Source organism: Tenacibaculum singaporense, from assembly GCF_003867015.1.
GTDB classification, from domain to species: domain Bacteria; phylum Bacteroidota; class Bacteroidia; order Flavobacteriales; family Flavobacteriaceae; genus Polaribacter; species Polaribacter singaporensis.
Window position 1 is genome coordinate 2,060,155 of record NZ_CP032548.1, and the last position, 20,061, is coordinate 2,080,215.

19 protein-coding genes are annotated in these 20,061 nt (G+C 31.1%); 1 reads left to right on the forward strand and 18 read right to left on the reverse strand.

What is annotated here, in order from left to right; genetic code table 11:
* Nucleotides 1-8: 8 nt before the first annotated feature.
* From D6T69_RS09085 to D6T69_RS09100, 4 genes are read right to left on the reverse strand one after another with little or no spacing between them, the layout of a single operon-like run.
* On the reverse strand, nt 9-431 hold the full coding sequence (locus D6T69_RS09085) for a DoxX family protein (RefSeq protein ID WP_125067439.1): 423 nt from the start codon (nt 429-431) through the stop codon (nt 9-11).
* On the reverse strand, nt 432-899 hold the full coding sequence (locus tag D6T69_RS09090) for a cupin domain-containing protein (RefSeq protein WP_125067440.1): 468 nt from the start codon (nt 897-899) through the stop codon (nt 432-434). It lies immediately after the preceding gene.
* A gap of 4 nt (nt 900-903) precedes the next feature.
* The gene (locus tag D6T69_RS09095) at nt 904-1,791 is read right to left on the reverse strand and encodes an SMP-30/gluconolactonase/LRE family protein (RefSeq protein ID WP_125067441.1); all 888 of its coding nucleotides are present in this window, start codon (nt 1,789-1,791) and stop codon (nt 904-906) included.
* Nucleotides 1,792-1,801: 10 nt separating this feature from the next.
* Complete coding sequence (locus D6T69_RS09100; RefSeq protein WP_125067442.1) at nt 1,802-2,785, reverse strand: polysaccharide deacetylase family protein; 984 nt, start codon at nt 2,783-2,785, stop codon at nt 1,802-1,804.
* A 99-nt stretch (nt 2,786-2,884) separates the two neighbouring features.
* On the opposite strand from D6T69_RS09100, the gene D6T69_RS09105 reads away from it, so the two are divergent.
* Nucleotides 2,885-3,733: an AraC family transcriptional regulator gene (locus tag D6T69_RS09105; protein WP_164506712.1), complete on the forward strand. Its 849-nt coding sequence runs from the start codon at nt 2,885-2,887 to the stop codon at nt 3,731-3,733.
* Between the two features lie 31 nt (nt 3,734-3,764).
* Here the strand turns inward: D6T69_RS09105 and D6T69_RS09110 are convergent, their stop codons facing one another.
* The 14 genes from D6T69_RS09110 to D6T69_RS09175 form a co-directional block, all read right to left on the reverse strand.
* Nucleotides 3,765-4,157: a VOC family protein gene (locus tag D6T69_RS09110; RefSeq protein WP_206197802.1), complete on the reverse strand. Its 393-nt coding sequence runs from the start codon at nt 4,155-4,157 to the stop codon at nt 3,765-3,767.
* Nucleotides 4,158-4,254: 97 nt separating this feature from the next.
* A complete protein-coding gene (locus D6T69_RS09115) occupies nt 4,255-5,085 on the reverse strand; it encodes a hypothetical protein (RefSeq protein WP_125067445.1) in 831 nt (276 codons plus the stop codon).
* Nucleotides 5,086-5,187: 102 nt separating this feature from the next.
* Nucleotides 5,188-6,348, reverse strand: a complete 1,161-nt coding sequence (locus D6T69_RS09120) for a DKNYY domain-containing protein (RefSeq protein WP_125067446.1) — start codon at nt 6,346-6,348, stop codon at nt 5,188-5,190.
* Nucleotides 6,349-6,391: 43 nt separating this feature from the next.
* Nucleotides 6,392-6,844, reverse strand: coding sequence for a DinB family protein (locus D6T69_RS09125; protein WP_125067447.1), 453 nt, complete (start codon nt 6,842-6,844; stop codon nt 6,392-6,394).
* A gap of 42 nt (nt 6,845-6,886) precedes the next feature.
* Nucleotides 6,887-7,645: a subclass B1 metallo-beta-lactamase gene (bla, locus tag D6T69_RS09130; RefSeq protein ID WP_125067448.1), complete on the reverse strand. Its 759-nt coding sequence runs from the start codon at nt 7,643-7,645 to the stop codon at nt 6,887-6,889.
* A gap of 708 nt (nt 7,646-8,353) precedes the next feature.
* Nucleotides 8,354-9,580, reverse strand: coding sequence for an autotransporter outer membrane beta-barrel domain-containing protein (locus tag D6T69_RS09135; RefSeq protein ID WP_240628293.1), 1,227 nt, complete (start codon nt 9,578-9,580; stop codon nt 8,354-8,356).
* A gap of 305 nt (nt 9,581-9,885) precedes the next feature.
* Nucleotides 9,886-10,917 (reverse strand): alpha/beta fold hydrolase, encoded by a 1,032-nt coding sequence (locus D6T69_RS09140; RefSeq protein ID WP_125067449.1) that lies wholly within the window; start codon nt 10,915-10,917, stop codon nt 9,886-9,888.
* Between the two features lie 44 nt (nt 10,918-10,961).
* Nucleotides 10,962-11,249, reverse strand: a complete 288-nt coding sequence (locus D6T69_RS09145) for a YciI family protein (RefSeq protein ID WP_125067450.1) — start codon at nt 11,247-11,249, stop codon at nt 10,962-10,964.
* Between the two features lie 107 nt (nt 11,250-11,356).
* Entirely contained in the window at nt 11,357-12,373 is a 1,017-nt protein-coding gene (locus D6T69_RS09150; RefSeq protein WP_125067451.1) for a hypothetical protein, read from the reverse strand.
* Nucleotides 12,374-12,553: 180 nt separating this feature from the next.
* Nucleotides 12,554-12,925: a hypothetical protein gene (locus D6T69_RS09155; RefSeq protein ID WP_125067452.1), complete on the reverse strand. Its 372-nt coding sequence runs from the start codon at nt 12,923-12,925 to the stop codon at nt 12,554-12,556.
* 184 nt (nt 12,926-13,109) lie between these two features.
* On the reverse strand, nt 13,110-14,318 hold the full coding sequence (locus D6T69_RS09160; protein WP_125067453.1) for a hypothetical protein: 1,209 nt from the start codon (nt 14,316-14,318) through the stop codon (nt 13,110-13,112).
* 282 nt (nt 14,319-14,600) lie between these two features.
* A complete protein-coding gene (locus D6T69_RS09165) occupies nt 14,601-15,398 on the reverse strand; it encodes a TrmH family RNA methyltransferase (protein ID WP_125067454.1) in 798 nt (265 codons plus the stop codon).
* 392 nt (nt 15,399-15,790) lie between these two features.
* Nucleotides 15,791-17,089 (reverse strand): amidohydrolase family protein, encoded by a 1,299-nt coding sequence (locus D6T69_RS09170; protein WP_125067455.1) that lies wholly within the window; start codon nt 17,087-17,089, stop codon nt 15,791-15,793.
* A 19-nt stretch (nt 17,090-17,108) separates the two neighbouring features.
* Nucleotides 17,109-20,054 (reverse strand): amidohydrolase family protein, encoded by a 2,946-nt coding sequence (locus D6T69_RS09175; protein WP_125067456.1) that lies wholly within the window; start codon nt 20,052-20,054, stop codon nt 17,109-17,111.
* Nucleotides 20,055-20,061: the final 7 nt, after the last annotated feature.

The window sequence follows — 20,061 nt, forward strand, 5'->3', positions numbered from 1 at the left end:
TTGATTATTTACGGGGTGTAACTTTTTGATGTTAATAATTTATTGTCGATAGACCATTTATTTTCTGATACTTGACTTATAATAAAGAAATAAAATAAAGCATATAGCATTTGGCCACCAGCCCATTCCCAATGCTCTGTTAAACACGAGCCAAGAATAAGTATTGTAATTACAATAGCGCCTATTATAGCTACTCTGCAGGTAAATAGACCAATGATTAGTAGGATACCTATAAAAAATTCAATGAAGGGTAGTACGCTAGCACAAGCATACACAAGAAACTCTGGAAGTATGCTTTCTTGAAACTGACTTACCATCCAGTCACGGAATGAAGGGATTTTTGGCAATCTTGCTAATCCATGTCCGAAAAAGTTAATTCCCATAGTAATACGTAGCAATGCATACGCTGTTTGTTTAGGTGTGGCTTTCATTTATTTACTTTTCTTTAAATATGCTGGTAGTTCATTAGTCAACCAATCTTGTCTTACGGGTACATGTACATCTAAATCAAGTGTGTTTTCCAGCGCAAAAAATTCGTGAGATACATTTTCTGGAAAAACAATTACTTGACCAGCAGAGATGATATAGGTTTTTCTTTTTCCTTTATCAATAGTGTTAATTTTTACTTTTCCTTTGAGGATATAAGTAATTTGCTCATTGGGATGTTTGTGCATAGGAATATGCGCACCTTTTTTTAAATGAAAATAGGCCATTTGTCCTTTGGCCCCATGAAACCATTGTCGTGTAATTCCTTCGCTAATGGTATCGTGTGGCATAGATTCAAAGTCTATAACTTGAATACTTTCTACTTTTTTACCTAGAAGTGTAGTAGTCTCTTGCGCAGCTATTTGTCCGAAAAAAATTAATAAACTACCTAAGAATATTAGTTTTATGTTCATGATGTTACTTTTTAAAGTGATACTTCAATAATTTATTATTCAACATTAAAGGGATGTATAATGTTTTGGTAGCTTTGTCAAAGTACGTATCAGCACTTCCTTGAGGTAAATCAATTACAAGTTGCCCTTTATCACTTCCTTTTCTCAAGTAGAATAGGCTTCCTGCTAACCAATCAGTAATTAAAAAACCGTGTAAAGTTTCGCTGAGTCCATCTAAGTTTCCAAAAGGTTGACTTATGGTTTTTATTTTTTTTGTTTTTAAATTGATTTTAACCAAATGCCCTGGTGTTTTAGTAGCAAATGTTTTAGCATCTAAATCTATACCCCAACCAGCAGCTATTAAGTTATTTTTTGATAGAGATAAGCCATTAGGCATATTTAATTTATCATCTTTTAACCATAACTCAACTTTTCTAGCCCCTTTAGTTGGAAGTTTGTAAATACCACTAAGTCCAAAAGTGTTAGAAGCATAAATATTTCCTTTTTTATCAGCAACAATATCATTGAGAAAGGTAGCATCTTTGGCTGTAAATCGTTGGACTTGTTTATTTGCTATATCAACTTCAACAATAGTATTAATATCCGTAACGTATAATTTTCCTTTGTGAATAGTAAGTCCTTTAGGAGCATCTAATCCTTTAAGCCATTCTAGTTCTATTATTTCTCCGTCTAAACTTATTTTAGATATAAAACCATTACCATCTTTATCAGTAGGAGCACCGTTTACATTAGACACATATAATACTTGGTTTGTTTTATCGAGCACTACGCTTTCAGGGTTCTTTAACCCTTTTAATTCCCAATCTTTTTCTAATTGAAAAGGTAATTTGTTTTGCGCATTAATAATTGTTAGTGTACTAAATACAAGGTATAAATAGATTGCATGTTTCATGTTGGTATTCTTATTTGTTAAATTTTAATTCGGCGTTATCAATTGGTGTATTAGGGTCGTTTATTACCATTTTAGCAATATCATCTTTACGCATAAATACTACACCTTCATGTTGTTTTGCATATTCAATAAATTGATTTACAACATTAACTACTGCTGGAGCACCTCCAATTCTATCGTGTAAACTCACACTCATCATTCTTCTTTTAGAGGAACCTTCTTTATAAAGCTGATTGAATTCTGTTTTTAGCTGGAATAAGAATTGATCTGGCGACCAGTTTTTACCAGCAATATTTACAATATCGTTATTACGCAGTGTATAAGGCATTACAACAAAGTTTTTACCTCTTACTTTAGTAATGAAAGGTTCATCACGACTTACATCATCAATATGGTATAAAAAACCAAGTTCTTGTAAAACCTTAAGAGTGTTAGGACTTCTACGTAACCAGTTGGCATTGTATCCACGTCCTCTTTTTCCTGTAATTGCTTCTACTGTGTCAATTCCTTTTTTAACAAAGGCAAGTTCTTCTTCGTAACTTAAATTCCACTGATCGTCCCAAGCAATTCCGTGAGCAGCTATTTCATGTCCTTTACTAGCCATAGCCTTAGCTATTTCAGGGTATTTTATTGCAGCTTCGCCTACAACATGAGAGGTTACTTTTATATTGTGTTTATCCCATAAATCCATCATTCGCCACATTCCTTCTCTTGCTCCATAGCGAAACCAGCTTTCAGCAGGCAAATCAGGATTTCCTTTAGGTAATGGGTTTCCTGAAAAAGGACTTTCAGCTCCTTCAGGTTGTCCTCCTGTTTCAAACTGCATTGAAAAAGAAATGACTAATTGTGCTCCGTTAGGCCAATAGCTTTTTTTTGCTACAGTTTTTGTTGAAGTAGAACTTATTTTACTTGTATTCTTTTGCTCTTTTTTACAAGCATTTAATGTTAAGCTTACCGCTATGATAACTAGTGCTATAATGCTATTATTTTTCATTTTATATTGTTTAATTAACTGTTGTGACTGCAAAATTAGTGGCTATTTTAAGTTATGTTATTGTATAAATACATTGTATATTTGTATAAAAACATTCTGATGACGCAACGTTTTTATATTACCAAGAATTTAGATGTATTTGAGTTTGATGCAGAGAAGGAGTGGGGCTACCCAAGGCATAAGCACCATTTTTTTGAGTTGACTTTTGTTTTAAAAGGAAGCGGAAAACATGTTTTAAACGAAAGTGTTATTGATTATAAAGAGGGAGATTTGTTTTTTTTAACTCCAAAGGATGAACATGAGTTTATTATTGGTGAGCCAACAAGGTTTGGAGTACTAAAATTTACAGAACAGATGTTTTTAGAAAAGGCTACATTTTCTACAAGTACTTATTGGAGAAAGAATTTAGAGGCAGTAATTTTTCATCAGAATATTGTTGCTAAAAGTGTAATTAGTTGCAAAACAGATAAAGAGCAGCTTTTTAGACTTTATCATTTAATAAAAAGTGAATTGCATAGTCCGTTAACTTACAGTCGTAATGTATTATCTGAATTGTTTGGAGCTTTGTTGATTATACTGTCTAGAAACTTAAAGTCTACATTAAAAAATAGCGGACATGTTTACGATAAGAATAAGGTAGATTTAATATTGACGTATATACGACAAAATGTACAAAATAAAGAGCTTATTAAGGTTGATGTTATTGCAGAAACTTTTCATTTATCCCCAAACTATGTTGGCATTTTTGTAAAGAAACATACAGGTATATCGTTACAGCGTTATATAATGGAAACCAAAATAAAAATGGCAGAGAGCTTGTTAAAACAAAGTAGTTTGAGTATTGGTGAAATTGCTGAGAAAACAGGTTTCACAGACTCTAGTCATTTTAATAAAACATTTAAAAAGTACGCGGGTAAAAATCCGAGCGAATATCAGACTTCAAAATAAATAGAAGTAGCATTAAAGTCGCTCACTGTACTTAAACTTTCATGGGCGAGCAAATTTCTATTAAAAAACCATTAATGTCTTTTACATAGCCTACTTTTTGCCCCCAGGGTTTTTCTTTGATTGGTTCAAACTCAATAGCTCCCATATCAATAGCTTTTTTATAATCGGCTTCTATATTTTCAGTCACAAAAACCATTTCTATTCCAAAAGGTTTATTAGATGTATTTGCTTTGATAAGTTCTTTTTTAAAGTTAGATTTTCCTAATTCATAAGAAGCAAAAGCAATGGTTGTTTCTCCTGAAATTAACTCACCATAATCATTTTCAGGAGTGATAAATTTAGAGGTGAAACCGAAAGCTTTTTCGTAAAAGTTAATTGTTTCTTTTACGTTTTCAACATAAAGTATAGTGTATCCGTATTTCATTATAGCTTTTTAAATAAGTAAAACTACTTAATTTTTAGACATCTTGTACAAAAAAGCTAATTCATGATATGAATTATGGATGTTAATATAAGATTTGCTATTTATGTTTACTACCAAATGGGGCTCTTTTAACTAAATACTTAATTGTACTGTGGTATTTGTCTAAACCAGCCATAAATGGTTTACGAGAAACAGAATAAATATTAGAGCCTTTATCATTGTATATATCCATTGTAATCTTAGAGTCATAAGTGTCTGATGTATATGAGCTTCCAGAGCTAATAGCAGTTCCTTTTCTGTTTTTCTTCGATTTGTATGAGGTAACGGTTGATCCAGAGGTTCTAGTTCCTGTATTTTCAACATCATAAGAGCCAAAAACAACATGTTCAACACCTAGTGTAATAGCTAACTCACTAGGTAGAATTGTCTCTAGTTGATTAACAGAAATATTATTTTTGGCTAAAGTAGCGTTTACAATTCTTGGGTCTATAACTTCAATCATAGGAGCGTCTTTCTTTATAGTATTAGAGCAATCAGTTTGAATTTGTCTTCCAACAGCCTCTTTATCTACTGAAGGCATATTAGTTATAACTTTAAAGGGCAGTACAGCCATTTTACCTTTTCTAATAGCAAGGTTTGAGGTACTTTGAGTATTTTGTTTTGTTGATTTTTCAGAAATCAACTGAGTTCGTCCACTAGCAAAAATAATTTTGTTGACTTTTACTCTGTTTATTTTATATTCTAGGGTTTCGCCAGTATAAATAAATGTAATTTCATTGTCGTTAATAGCTGTTACTTTTCCTTTTCTTTCTTTTCCATCCATCATAATAACTGTATCAGAGTTGTTCTGTGCAGTAGCAGAAAAAGACAAAAATAAAATTAAGAAAGATAAAATTGAAATAGGGGTAGAGTTTAATAAGTTTTTCATGATTTTATAATTTTATGGCATATTAAAATACAAAAAAAAATGAAAACCATTTTATTATAGTTTTCATTTTAAGGTGTTTAATATTGTGTTTATAACTAATATTTAATTGTTCTCTACAATTTGATCTCCACGGTAGGTGTGGTTTTTATCTTTGTATAATAAGGAATGTTTCTTGTTTATGGGACCAAAAGTAGCTACATCAGCATCTTTTAGTAGCTTTCCATAAACAAATACATGATTTTTATCTTTTGAGTAATATGATGTTTCAAAAACACTAAAGGTTTTTGGGTCGGCTTTTTCGATTATATCTCCGTGGTAGAATACGTAATTCTTATCTTTTGAATACGGAAATTGAATTATTTGAAAAGATGAAGCGTCCGCATTTTCAATTATAGCCGCATCGTAAATAACTTTATTGTCAAATAGTAGAAATTTATCCTCTAAAATAGTCAAATCATCGATGTTTTGGTAAGGTATTGAGATTAGAGAATCTACTATTTTACCATTCTGATATTCTTGAAAATCATAAACATTGTTTTTATCTGCAATATATCTACTATTGATTTTTTTTGCTGTAGTAGGATCTATTGAAGAAGCTAGCAATTCATAACTCTTTAATGAGTATACTTTATTTTGATCTTTAACAAAATTGTTATTTATAATTGTAAATGAGTTGTAGTCTACATCTACAGGTTTGTAATTATAAAAGTAATGTTTATCGTCTTTAGACCAGTCGTTATTAATTTTTTGAAATGTTTTTGGATTTGCTTTAGCTATTTTCCATAAGTGTTTTTTTTCTTGATTAGTTTGAGTAAAGCCGTGAGGTAAATAATTTAAAGCTCTATATACATGGTCTTTATCAAAACAGATGTAATTGTCATCATCAACATAAAAGGTAGCAACGTCTACTTCATCATCAATAATATGAGTTTTGAAGTATAAGTGGTTTTTATCTTTCCCAAAGTCTCTTCCTAAAACCTTAAAGCTCTCTACATCGGCATTTAATTTGGTATTACCCAATTCAAACCAATTTCCCATAGGGGAATAACAGATGTTACTTTTTGATTTTGAATAGTAATAAGAATCTGAAATGGATTTATCAACTGGTCCATCAAAAGGACTGCAGGCTTGAGAAATTATAGTTATGATAAATAAGAACACTTTTGCAAGTGGCGAATGTTTAGCTCGTGTAATTTTTTTTATTATAGAATTCAAAATAATTATAATTATTGATATATAAGGATGGTCTGTAATTAAATTCATTCAGTAACTATAATGGGGTTTTATAATTTATAAGGTAATAAAACTATGAGTTTTTATCCATTATTTGGTTAAGGTGATGTTCTAAATGGTTTACATAATCAGTCATTAAAAACCTTAAATCTGATATGTTATTTTTTTCAAGTTCTATTTTATAATTCAAAGAGTCATTAGTTTGTAACTCCATCACTTTTTTTATTCTACTATTTATTGAGCACCAAAATTCAAGAATTTCTTTAATGTCTGAATTTTGATAGTCATTTACTTTCACTAACTCATTTTGATTGTATTTTCTAATTTTATAGGGTTTGTTTTCAAACTGGATTTCAGTAAATCGTTGTAGATTGTTAATTCCAGAATCAATTAAATGTCCAAGTATTTCTTTTTTTGACCATTTTTCTGGAGAAGCTTTTGTAGCCAATTCAGATTCTGAAGTTTTGGAAAGGTAGTCTCTCCCAGATTTTAATAATTGATTTAGTTTATGTATAGTCTCTTTCATTTTATTTTTAGAGTTTTGTTAAAGGTGTTTGATAGAAGCTTTTTATTCAGTTTTAAACAAGTTAATAGTATAATCTAATAACTTTATATCTCCGTATTTTCCGTGTCCAGGAACAACAATTTTTATGTTTGGATATTCTAGCTTAATCTTTTCAATAGTATTTGACCATTCAGAAACATTGGCATCACCTAAATAACCTTTGTTAGCATTCAGTGTTTTTATTAAACATCCTCCGAACATAATATTTTCGTGCGGAAAATAACCAACAACATTATCTTTTGTATGTCCTTCACCAAAATGTTTTGCAATAATATCTTTATCACCAACTTTAAGTACAAGGGGCTCTTTAAAACTATTTTGTGGAGTTTCATAGTTATTTTCTTTAGCAAACTCTAAAGTTTTATAATATGAATAAGAAGGAATTTTATGTTGATGAAATGCTTTTAATCCGCCTAAACAGTCATCATGAAAATGAGTGGGAATGATTGCTTTAATTTTTGAATGAAGAGTTTCGTTTACCCATTTTATTAATTCTTCTGAACTTGAGTCAGTAGTAGGTGTATCAAAAATTACAATTTCATTTTGGTTGCTAACAATCAAACCATTACAAGGAACATTTCCAAAACTTTCAGTTTGTAAGAAAGAAGTATGTTGAAATGAGTTTTCAGAAATTTGAGTGACAATCAAGTTTTTAGTTTTATAAACCTCTTTAGGTTTAAATGAGTCGTTCTTTTGATATTTACAACTTAATGTTGTTAAAGAAATTAAAATTATAAATAAAACTTTTATTGTGGTTTTCATTTAGGTATAGATATTAATGTTTTCTTGATTTAGTTTTTTATAGCTTGTATTCGTCTAATTATAACTCACGAACTTCATATTTTTTATTTTTATTGAATTTGTTGATTGAATTTTTACTTGAGTAGCTGAAATACTTTTTGTTTACTTACTTTGTTACAACTAATTTAGGAGCTTTAGCAATTTCATTCTTTTTTAGGAAGCATTAGCCAAGATAAAACAAAATAAAAACCGTACAAAAGCGTACGGTTAAAATGTTGTTTTTTAGCTTTTATGAGTAAGATTATGAATCTACCTTAATTGTGGCTATATGTTGTTGTGTATTCGTACAAGGCGTCAATTTTTTTTTAGCTCTGTTTTATAAGTCAGATTAATTATAAACATATAAAGTTTTTATAGTTTTTTTTACGTTTGTTTGGCTATAAATAAGTATTTACGTGGTTTAACACTTAATTTGCAAGTAGACATCAAACTTAAAATCCGCTAAGATTATAAGAAGTAGGCGAGAACAAGCAATTACTTACAGCCATCCTAAGTTTGTAATTCATTTAAATTAGACATTTTATTAATAAAGAATAAAAGGGCAGAGTAAGGTTATTATAGCCATAGGAACTTTAAGATTCCGTCAATAATGTAAATCCCTACTCTTTTACTATCTAAATAACCTTTAGTTTATTAGGTCTATAGAACCTGTTGTTATGGGGAGTTTTTTCAGAATAATGAATAACCAAATATTATTGATAATGTTCTATATTCTGAAGTCCAATACGAGTAGTTTCCTAAAAGTTCTCTATTGGTTTGATATCTAAACTCTAAACTATATCTGTCATTTTGTTTATAACCAATTCCCATAGCTAGGTTATTTCTTGTTTCAATTTCTAATGAATTTAAATTCGAACCATCATTTCGGGTAAATTCAATTGATGATTTTGAGTTTAAATCAAAGATGAAAGAAGCATTTATAAAAATTTTAGAATTATTATTTAGAAAGAAATAATGTCTTAAACCTACAGGGATTTCAATAGAACTATAATCAACATTAGCTATTAATATTCCTCCAGAAACATTATTTACTTCAGTTGTTTTTTCGGACTTGAAACTTTGATAAGTTGGCTCAATTGTAATTGCCCATTTATTTTTATTAAAAGGTAAAATATACTCAGCCTCTAATCCAAGTCCAAACCCTATTTTATTCTTGAAATCAGTATTTCTAGAATTAGAAACAGAATTTTGTATAGCTAATGAAGAACTATTTATACGAGGTCTGATTGTCAAATTAAATAAATCTCTTTTTTGTTTTGGCTCGAAAATAATTAGTTCGTTATTATAGCATTCACTGTATTCAGTAAAAAATCGTACTAAATCATTTTTTTTATACTTTACATTTTCAATTTTACTAGTTTTAAAATTTGGACATTTCAAATCAAGCCATAGCTGTTGTCTAAATCTATTATTTTCACCAATATTATTCTCAGTGGTTTTATAACTTTTAAAAATTAATTGTTCAATATTGGAGTTCTCTTTATTATAAAAATATCTTTTTAAGTTACTATCAATGTATTGATATAAATTAGCCTTTCCTTCAATTAATACTTTTAAAAAAAGTTCTTCTTTTTGAAATATAGGGTTTTTATGATTACTTAAATTATTGGTGTTTTCGCTAGACCTGTCAATATTTACAGTACTTCTGATGTATTTTGTAATATTATCAATACCAAATTCTTTAATTGATTTTATAGTTGCCTTTTTAGACTCACTGTTTTCGGATAGTTTATATTCAAATTCAGTTGGATTATTTTTCCAATCAACATTCTTGATTAGACAATTAGTTTTTTGATTAGTATTATCAATGTAATATCCTTTTTCAAAAGAAATTTGTGAATAACTATTAAAGCTTAAAATTGTTATTAAAATAAATAAAAATTGTTTTTTCATCATTAATTTAAATTTGTTAATATTTGTCTAGTTGAGTTCAAATAACCCATAGCTTGTTTATATGAGCATAAAATATGTAGGTTATACACCCCAAAAAGGAAGTATAAGAGTACCTTTATTATTTTTATTACTAAGCACCTTGTTTAGGAAATGAAAAAAGGAATTTTTTAGCAATTTTTGTTCTTTTTTATTAGCGTTAGCCAAGATAAAACAAAATAAAAAACCGTACAAAAATGCACGGTTAAAATATTGTTTTTTAGCTGTTATAGGTGAATTTAGAATCCATTATAATGTGGCTATATAATATTTTACTTACGATTTTCTTTTTCAATTTTTTCAACCATTGATAGTATTTCTTTATTAATTATATCAGCGTTTTCTTTTTTGGTAATTATGGTACCATGATTTGCTTCAATAACAAATTGTTTACTGTTAGTAGATAGTTTTGCCAGTTCTTTTTGTATATCTAACCATAATTGAATTTGTTTGTCAGGATCAATTCCTTTCTTTCTATATCTTTCTTTTTGAGACTCTCTATACTGTTCTGTTGCGGTAAAGACCAAAATAGGTAACGAATCTAAACTTTTTGCTTGACCTGCTCGCTTAAGAATATCTTTATTGATGCGGTTTTCTTTTAAATATCTATGGTAAACCTTACCTGAATAAGAAGCAAGATTGAGGTTACGGATATGACAATCTTTAGGTAAACCATCATTTTTAGCCTTAGGACTCGTTATTTTATTATAAACTCCTCTTATTCCCATATCTGAAATAGCAGCAGTAATTTTTAGGAGGTTAATTTGTTCTTTTGGAATCAGTTCTTTTTGGGCTAGTCGTTCCCATTGTTCAGGGTGGCTAGAATCTAAGAAGACCATTCCTTTTACTTCATTCGGATATAGATCTCTGAATATTTGATTATAGGGTCCGCCCATAGAATGACCAACTAATATATAAGGAGGCTTTTCTCCATTTTTCTCAAGTAATTCGTGTAATTGGTGCGCATAAAATTCAGGTGTAATACTATCTTTACTTGATTCACTAAACCATTTTCCTTCTCTGTCATAGCGTATTACTCTCATATTCTTCTTCAATCCTTCCGCAATCCAATGAAGCATATCTGTATGGCTGTTTGCTCCTGCTTCAAGAATAACAGTTGGTAAATCGTTTTTTTCACTTTCAGCTCTTATATGAAGCTTTGTTCCATTGACATCGACTAATTTTCCTGGAGGAATAGGTTTTGAACTAAACAATCGGTAACATGCTCCTGATACTATTAAGAGTAGTATAATTCCAACTAAAAATATACCTATCCATTTGAAGGTTTTTAGAATTAATTTCATAGTAATTTTTATATATAATAAACTTATTGTGTGTTCGTATTCTTTTATTCCATTAAGAACTTCAATTCTTCACAAGTTTTACTCGGTACAAATTCAGTCAGTTCATAATCTGCTAATCCGTTTTTCTTAAAAGGGTCTCTTTCTATAATTTTCTCCAATTCAGGTTTAGACTTGACGTTTGATAATATTATTCCGCCTGTTCTTGGTATTTTTCGTCCAGAAGCTATAAAATTCCCTAATTCATATTGCTCATTTAGAAATTCAATATGCTCATTAAGAAAGTGGTCAATTTTTTTTAGTTTTGTTTTATAAGTCAGATTAATTATAAACATTTAAAGTTTTTTATTCAGTTATAGTTTTTTTACGTTTGTTTGGGTATGAATCATAGCGGTTTTGGCGATGAGTAGATACGTAGCCTAAGTGAGGTAATTATTTATGGTTAATGTTGTAAAGCATTATTTATTTGATTTCTAAATTCATTTTTCTTATCAACATGCAATGCTAAGTTCTTGTACTTACGTTTAATTCCGTATAGTCCAGTCAATTCGTTTTCTTCTTTTAATCTGATAATTACATTATGACTTTCCAATTCACCTAAAAACGATAATTTTCGTGTTTCTTTGTTTAACTCTATATCCTTTGATGAAATTTCGACGCTCTCGATATCTTTTAAATCAATAATTGTTTCGTTCATAATACCATATCGAAGAAACAGTTTTTCATTTTTTATTGATATAGGTCTTTTGTATATAGATTTTAGAAATCCAAGAAGTTGGATTCCAGAATAAATGCTTAAAAAAGTTAAACCCCAGGCAACTGTAACATTCCATTTCTGAAGAAGAACATGTAAAACAATAGTTTCTATTGCAATGATAAAAATTATGACAATTAAAAGAGCAACTGTTCCACTATCTTTATGATAAGTGAACTCATTTTCATTCAGCTTTCTTTTTTTCCAATTAATAAAACCATAGTAAAAAACAGCAATTTCGGTTACGATAGGAATAACTAATCTTTTTGGAAGTATTTCATAGCAAGTATTTTTTAAAGCTGTGAAAAAGTCAATATCTTCATGTTTATTTAGCCTATAGCGCTTTATGGCTTTGCTTAGATTGTACATTACATAAGATACTATTGAAAGTTCAACTATAGGAAACACCCAAGTCTTAAAAAGATTAAGATAATGTTGATTTTGTGCAGGAAGTATTACAGAACAAATTACCATTCCAATAATTAAAAAAGGGACTACTGTAGTCTTTGGGATATTTGTTTTCCTGATTAGTAAAAAGTAGATTAAAGGAACTGTCAATAATAAATCAAATGTAATTCCAGTTGATAGACTCACCGGATGTTTGTTAAAAACTGTTGATTTTGAAACCATAACCATCAATCCTATAATTAACATAGGGAAACCAAAGATTATTAGTTTTTTCTGAAGATTTAATGTTTTGTTCATTTTAACGTCTTATAGCTTATTTATGCAAACAATTTTGTAGGTGTTAGGATACTTTACTATTCTTTTTGTTAAGCATTAGCCAAGATAAAACAAAATAAAAAACCGTACAAAAATGTACGGTTTAAAGTAGTTTATTTTTTAGCTCTCAATAAGTAAGTTATGAATCTGCCGTAATTACGGTTATATGTTGTTGTAAAACGTTTTTAATTCGGTTATTTTATTTTCAATTTCAGAATCCGATTCATAAGGCGATTCAGCCATAAAGTATGTGTAAGCCAAATCATTTATTAATTCATAGGCTTTTTTATAATACTCTTCAGCGAATTCTTTTGGAAAATTTTGATGTTCAGTCCAATTTTTGATAAAATCAGAGATGTACCAAATTCCAGAAGCAGTATCTCGTGATAAATTCAGTTTTTCTTTTGACCGCTTACATTCCTTATCTAATTCAGTCAGAAGGTTAATAAATGAACCGTGATTCCAATTCAAGGAAGTCCTTAACTCAAGTAAAAAAGAGCCATTTTCAGCGTTTAATTCATCTTTTAACGTCATTCCTTAAATGTTTTAACGGCTCGCATATGAGTAGTGCGGGATTTAACCCACAACTGTCTCAAATTGCTAAGTAGCCAAATCTATGATTTTATAGTTAACTTTCAAATTTAATTAGCTCGTCAAATCGTAGATGTGGCGGGACTCAAATGTCGAAGAAACCTTCATAAATACAGCATTCCCCGTATTACTTATGATGCATTGTTAGCTGCTGTACTTTTGTATCTCCTTCAACAACTGTTAATTCAATCGTGTTTAATAATTTATATGGTAATTCGTTCTTTTCGAAGAATGTGGCTACAATAAATTGAAAGTCAAAACAATTTTCAACAACAACCTTTATTAAGTTACAATAACCTGCGGAGTCCATAGTTGGAAATGCTTCTTGGTCAATTATTGTAATTGTCGAATTGAATTTTGAATAGAAAATTGCCAATTGCAAGGTCATTTCTAGAATAACCCTATCTTTTTCACCCGATGACAAACTTTGAAAACTCCTGTAATTAGTACGATCTTTTAATTTAACAGATAAATAATCCTCTTCGGTATCGTATTCAAAATCCTCTATGATATATTTCTTTTTTGTCGCAACATCTGCTATAAAATTTAAATATTCGATTTCTCTTAATCCGAAGTACTCCATAAAGGATTTCTTAATCTTATAATCCAATTCGTTTTCAATAACAAAATCACGAAAACATTTATTCAAATGGAATATTGTTGATGACGGAATTAAAACTGGAGTTCCAACTCCATTTAAATCATATGTAATTTTCCTTTTTGAATCAATTCGAATATTGTAGGTTAATTCTTCAGTCCTAAAGTATTTGATACTAAAAAATGAATTCCCTCTATTTTTATTGTCTTCCCAACGCTTTAGTAAACTTGGATTTTTTAAACTAGCTAAGAACTCACAAAGAATTGTTTTACCAGGACTTCCTTGACCAATTATTAAATTATTTTGCTGAAATTTTATTCTGGTTGAGGAAGTAAATGTTGCAAGGTTGCATATTTCAATCTCTGTAAACAATCCTTTATCAATATTAACTCCTGCATGCTTATATTGTACTTTTGTTTCATGCCTATCTTTAATCTCATGTAGACGCTTTTCTGTATAAGTAACTTCATCACCATCTATTAAGTCTGCGTGAGTTTCACAAAGCCAAATCCCATTAGATATACTTTTTCTTTCTTCTGTAGTCATGTCTGACCTATATCGTCTGCTTCCTCGTCCTTCTGATGCTCCAGAAATATGAGCAGCAACTCCAGTAATATTAACTGAATTTTCTTTTTCCTCCGAAGGTCCTACTGTTAAACTTTCACAGATTGAACAAGTATAACCAGCTCTTTGAGCTAATCGTAGAATTGTATCTTTTGTAAAATTATCTCTTGGCATCTTAAATTAATTCATTTCTATCAACTCTATTTGCAATCTCTTTTGTATAGCAGCTAACCTGTTTATATAGATGTAAAATACATCGTTATACAACCAAAAAGGAGTTATAAGAATACTTTACTGCTCTTTTATATTTATTGCTAAGCTTACTAGTTTTGAAAAAAAAGGAATTCTATAGCAATTTTATTCTTTTTTATTAAGCGCTAGCTAAGGTAAAACAAAATAAAAAACCGTACAAAAATGCACGGTTAAAAAGATGTTTTTCAACATTGATAAGTAAGCTTATTGTACAAAATTACGTTGTCGTTTCGCTTCAAAAGTTAAGATGGCTGCGGCAACCGATACGTTCATAGAATCTATTTCCCCTTGCATTGGGATGTTGATATTCTGAGTAGCTTGGTCTCGCCAAATTTGCGTTAATCCTGTAGCTTCAGTACCCACTACCAAAGCAGTAGCCTTAGTATAATCGTTTTTATGGTATTCGTTTGAGTTTTGTAGGGTAGCACTGTAAATATTTATGTTGTGCTCCTGTAAGTACGCTATAATGTTTTCAGAAGTACCTGTAGCTATCTGATTGGTAAATACACAACCCACACTAGAACGTATGATATTAGGATTGAATAAATCCGTTTTAGGGTTGGCAATAAAAACAGCATCTACATTAGCAGCATCGGCGGTACGTAACATAGCACCAATGTTTCCTGGTTTTTCAATACCTTCCATAACCAAAACGAGTGGGGTAGTGGTGTTGAATTCAATAGCGTCTAAATCGAAGTTTTTAGCTTTTACTACAGCAATAATACCCTCGGTAGTATCACGATAGGCAAGCTTTTGGTATACTTCTTTTGTTATTTCTATACGGTTAGCAGCCTTATTTAGAATTTTGTTTACACTTTCTTCGGTAAACATATCAGCAACAAACAGCAGGGTGTCTATTTCATAACCTCCTTTAACAACTAACGAAATTTCACGTTGTCCTTCTACTAAAAACAATCCTTTTTTCTTACGTTCTCTAGATTTCTCTTGAAGCTTTAAAAGCTCTTTTATATAGGCGTTTTGTGTACTACTAATCTGTTTCATCTGCTATTATATCAGAATACAAAAGTACTATTCTGTTTTATAATAAAATACCATCTTACTAAAAGAATAATTACTAGCTATTGCTGTTGTTAGGCAAACAACAGTACTGTTACCCAACACCAAACACCACTGTTGTTTAACACCAGATGCTACTGTTTGAATCTTCAAACAAAACCAAAATATGGGGTGTACTAGTTTGTATTAAGCTTCATACAGTAGTGTATGAAGTCACCCGACACTACTGTATGGTGTTATAATACAGTGGTGTATGAAGTTACCATACAGTAGCGCATGCTTATTATTCATGTATAAAAAAACATCACTCTTTTACAGAATGATGTTTTTAAGTTCTAATAATGAGATTTTGCTATCTCATTCGTTAAGGCTGGTGTTTATTGATTTTTATATTTATTAGCATAACGCTTCCATAATTTTGTTTGATGCGATTCTAGGCTAATTTTTCTACCTTGAATAAAAGCAGTTGTTAAAATATTGGTACGCATATCTAAAGCATCACCTTCAGAAATAAATAGGGTAGCGTCTTTACCAACTTCTATGGTTCCTACGTTGTTGTCAACACCTAAAATTTTAGCATTGTTTTGAGTAATTAATTGTAAAGCTTTTTCTTTACCTAATCCGTAAGCAGCATAAGTTCCTGCATAAAAAGGTAAGTTACGTGTGCTCATACGTTCCATATCTCCTTCCATACCTAAACCTACTAAAATACCAGCATCGGTTAATATCTTAGCTGCTCTAAAAGGTCTGTCATAATCTGCATCTTCACCATTAGGCAAACGGTGAGCACGTTCTAAAATAACAGGTATATTGTTTGCTTTTAATAAGTCAGCAACTTTTTCAGCCTCTTGTCCGCGAACAATCACGATATTTTTAACACCTAATTCTTTACAAATAGTTACAGCATCAGTAATTCCTTTTTCTCCTGATACGTGTACAAACATTCTTTGCGTACCGTTTAAAACGCCTTGTAAAGCTTCGTATGGTAAGTTTTTAGGTGTTTTGTTACCTGCTAGGTAGCTTTTTGCATTGGCGAAAAATTTTGTAAGCTTATCAATGCTTTTTTGATAGTTTTTGTTAGGCTTTAATCCAGGATCTTCACCCATCCACCAACGACCTCTAGAGAATACCTGAGGCCAGTTCATGTGAACACCATCATCGGTTTTAATAGTCGCATCTTCCCAGTTCCAAGCATCTAATTGTACTACCGAAGAGGTTCCTGAAATAACACCACCACGTGGAGCAATTTGTGCCATTAATACTCCGTTAGGACGCATGGTCTCTACCACTTTACTTTCTGCATTATAGGCAATAATACTACGAATGTGTGGTAGCATTGAACCTACCTCATCAAAGTCTCTTGTTGCACGTACAGCATCAATTTCAGCTAAACCTAAAGAGGTGTTTGCTGCAATAAAACCTGGGTACACGTGTTTTCCTTTGGCATTAATAACAGTTCCCATACGAGCAATTCTGCTATTAGCATTTCCTACATGGGCTATTTTACCGTTAGAAAACATGATTAAGGAGTTTTCAATTACTTCTCCGTTTCCTAAATGTGCTGTAGCACCTTCAATACTATAAGCTTCAGTTTGCTTGGGTGCTGGTGTTTGTTGCGCTATTATATTTCCTAAGAATAAGAAACATAATAAACTATATATTAATTTAATTTTCATGTTGTGTGTTTTTAAGTTCTTATTCTGTATCACAGTGAAATAATTTCTGAGTTTTCTTTTTAGGAGCTTGTGTTTTACCTCCTTTAATCTTCTCTTGTAGCATCATATTGATTAGCTTAGCACGTTCTGCTTTAATAGCTTTACGCTTTTCTAAGTCTTTTTCAATATCAAAATAAACAGCTCCGTCAATAATTGTTTTCTCTGCTTTAGAATATACTGAAAGTGGATTTCCGCTCCATACTACAACATCAGCATCTTTACCTTCTTTAATACTACCTGTACGGTCGTTTAAGTGTAATAGTTTTGCAGGATTGATAGTAACTGTAGCCCAAGCTTCTTGTTCGCTTAAACCTCCATATTTAATCAATTTAGCAGCTTCTTGATTCAATCTACGAGACATTTCTGCATCATCAGAATTAATAGCAACGGTAACACCTTGGTTGTGCATAATAGCAGCGTTGTATGGTATAGCGTCGTTAACCTCATATTTATATGCCCACCAGTCAGCAAAAGTAGAACCACCAACTCCGTGTTCTTTCATTTTATCTGCTAGTTTGTATCCTTCTAAAATGTGGGTAAAGGTGTTGATGTTAAAGTTGAATTGTTCTGCAACCTTCATCAACATATTGATTTCTGACTGTACGTAAGAGTGACAAGAAATAAAACGTTCTTTATTAATAATTTCTGCTAAGGTTTCTAACTCAATATCCTTACGATATGGTTGTCCGCTTTTCTTTTTAGCATCGTATTCTTTCGCTCTTTGGAAGTAGTCGATATATACCTGTTCAACTCCCATACGTGTTTGAGGGAAACGAATGGTATTTAAATCTCCCCAGTTAGATTGTTTTACGTTTTCACCTAAAGCGAACTTGATAAACTTAGGTGTGTTGTTGTATAACATTCCGTCAGCATTCTCTCCCCATTTTAGTTTGATAATTGCTGAACGTCCACCAATTGGATTGGCAGAACCGTGTAATACCTGAATAGAAGTAACACCACCCGCAATGTTTCTGTAAATATTTACATCGTTAGGGTTGATAACATCTTCAATAGTAACCTCAGCTGTTGAGTTATGCCCTGATTCGTTTACTGCAGAAGTAGCAATATGTGAATGCTCATCAATAATACCTGCGGTTACATACTTACCAGTTCCGTCAATAATTGTAGCGCCTCTTGAAGATAAGTTGGTACCTATTTTAGCTATTTTTCCATCTTTAATTAATACATCGGTATTGTTTAGTACTTCGTTGTTTTCAGAAGTCCAAACCGTAGCATTTTTAATTAAAATAGTCTCTTTTTGCGGAGCGGTTGGGTTTCCTAATCCGATATTTGGGTATGAAACAGCTACTACTTCAGGAGTGGTCTCTTTTTTCTTGCCGCCTTTCTTTTTAGTATCAGCTTTTCCAGTATAAGTAGCATTCCAAGTGCTTTCATTCCCATCGTTGTCGGTAGCTGTACCCGTAATTTGTTGCTTGTTTTGTACTAATGCTGTTAAGCGAGTGTAGTTGTCACCATCTTTAAGAGTTATATGTAACCAGTCGTTGCTAAAAGACGATTTACTGTTTACCTTTTTATCTCCACTTTTTAAAGCAGCTGTTTGTTTAGCTCCTTTACCAGTAATGGTCATATCATACGATTTCCCGTTAACTGTTAACGTGTACTTACCTGTAACATCTTTAATATCCATTGAGTTAATGGTGTTTTTATCACCTTGTACCCAGTTTTCATATAAAGTAGTTTGTTTGTCAAAAATATCACCAGAAGTAATTAAGAAGTTTGCATAACTACCAGCTTTTAAGTTTCCTATTTTATCATTCTTTAAAATCTTGGCAGGTACTGTAGTTAATGCTTCTAAAGCTGTAGTCTTATCTAATCCGTAAGTAATAGCTTTTTGAAGATTGCTATTAAACTCTTTTACTTTCTTTAATTTATAGGTAGTTAAAGCAAAAGGAATATTGTTTTTTGCTAAAATTGAAGGGTTTGCTGGTTCTTGATTCCAAGAGCGCATATCGCTTAGCGCAATTTTATTTGCTAAAAATGGATTTGATACATCGTAAGCATTTCTAAAGTTAATAGGAAGAATATAAGTAGCATTGGTTGCTTTAATATCATTGATTCTTTCATACTCATTTCCTCCGCCTACAATGGTATATTGAATTCCAAATTCGTCCCCAATCTTATCAGCACGCATATTATCTAAATATCCACCTGCATTAAATATTTGAGGTAACTCTTTTTTATTGTTTAGAGCTTCTAAAGCTAAATCGGTGTTTTTTGCATTTCCTTTAGCATACCAATCAGCATCTAAATAAGTTTGACGTAATAGTGCCATGGCTCCCATACGTGAAGTAGGGTAGCTTTGACGTGATTTAGCACTTTTAGAAAACGATAAGTAGTTTCCTGATTGTTTGTCTAATATTCTGTAAGCATCAGAACTATTAGGGTTTAAAGCAACTAAAATACCGTTTCCTTGCATAATACCGTCTGCTACGTGTGTATTTACAGCACCAAAACCTAAAGACAATAATTCTTTGGCTTTTTTAGCATCAAAGTTAAACTCGGTAGCAGCGCCTACATCAGGACGAATATGATCGTTCCAGTAATATCCTTTTCTACCAGCATCGTATTGTGGTCTTTTACCACGACCACTTTCACGTTTAGGTTTTGCAATACCAAAGGTTGAATAGGCATCAACAAAAGAAGGATACATAGATTTTCCGTCTAGGTTAATTACTTGTGCTTCGTTAGGTATGTTAACCGATTTACCTACAGCAACAACTTTACCGTCTTTAATAAGTAGTGTTCCTTTTTTTACTACTTGGGTAGGGGTAACATAAATAGTAGCATTGGTAAATGCATACACGCTGTTTTTGGATGACTTTACTCCTGTGTTGGTAGGAAAGTACTCTTGTGCAAAAGAGCTACTAATACACAGGGATAAGAGTAAGAATAGTATTTTTTTCATTTAAAAT

Coding starts and splice junctions, on each gene's coding strand:
- D6T69_RS09085 (WP_125067439.1), bottom strand. CDS start 431: ATGAAAGCCACACCTAAACAAACAGCGTATGCATTGCTACGTATTACT.
- D6T69_RS09090 (WP_125067440.1), bottom strand. CDS start 899: ATGAACATAAAACTAATATTCTTAGGTAGTTTATTAATTTTTTTCGGA.
- D6T69_RS09095 (WP_125067441.1), bottom strand. CDS start 1,791: ATGAAACATGCAATCTATTTATACCTTGTATTTAGTACACTAACAATT.
- D6T69_RS09100 (WP_125067442.1), bottom strand. CDS start 2,785: ATGAAAAATAATAGCATTATAGCACTAGTTATCATAGCGGTAAGCTTA.
- D6T69_RS09105 (WP_164506712.1), top strand. CDS start 2,885: ATGACGCAACGTTTTTATATTACCAAGAATTTAGATGTATTTGAGTTT.
- D6T69_RS09110 (WP_206197802.1), bottom strand. CDS start 4,157: ATGAAATACGGATACACTATACTTTATGTTGAAAACGTAAAAGAAACA.
- D6T69_RS09115 (WP_125067445.1), bottom strand. CDS start 5,085: ATGAAAAACTTATTAAACTCTACCCCTATTTCAATTTTATCTTTCTTA.
- D6T69_RS09120 (WP_125067446.1), bottom strand. CDS start 6,348: ATGAATTTAATTACAGACCATCCTTATATATCAATAATTATAATTATT.
- D6T69_RS09125 (WP_125067447.1), bottom strand. CDS start 6,844: ATGAAAGAGACTATACATAAACTAAATCAATTATTAAAATCTGGGAGA.
- bla (WP_125067448.1), bottom strand. CDS start 7,645: ATGAAAACCACAATAAAAGTTTTATTTATAATTTTAATTTCTTTAACA.
- D6T69_RS09135 (WP_240628293.1), bottom strand. CDS start 9,580: ATGATGAAAAAACAATTTTTATTTATTTTAATAACAATTTTAAGCTTT.
- D6T69_RS09140 (WP_125067449.1), bottom strand. CDS start 10,917: ATGAAATTAATTCTAAAAACCTTCAAATGGATAGGTATATTTTTAGTT.
- D6T69_RS09145 (WP_125067450.1), bottom strand. CDS start 11,249: ATGTTTATAATTAATCTGACTTATAAAACAAAACTAAAAAAAATTGAC.
- D6T69_RS09150 (WP_125067451.1), bottom strand. CDS start 12,373: ATGAACAAAACATTAAATCTTCAGAAAAAACTAATAATCTTTGGTTTC.
- D6T69_RS09155 (WP_125067452.1), bottom strand. CDS start 12,925: ATGACGTTAAAAGATGAATTAAACGCTGAAAATGGCTCTTTTTTACTT.
- D6T69_RS09160 (WP_125067453.1), bottom strand. CDS start 14,318: ATGCCAAGAGATAATTTTACAAAAGATACAATTCTACGATTAGCTCAA.
- D6T69_RS09165 (WP_125067454.1), bottom strand. CDS start 15,398: ATGAAACAGATTAGTAGTACACAAAACGCCTATATAAAAGAGCTTTTA.
- D6T69_RS09170 (WP_125067455.1), bottom strand. CDS start 17,089: ATGAAAATTAAATTAATATATAGTTTATTATGTTTCTTATTCTTAGGA.
- D6T69_RS09175 (WP_125067456.1), bottom strand. CDS start 20,054: ATGAAAAAAATACTATTCTTACTCTTATCCCTGTGTATTAGTAGCTCT.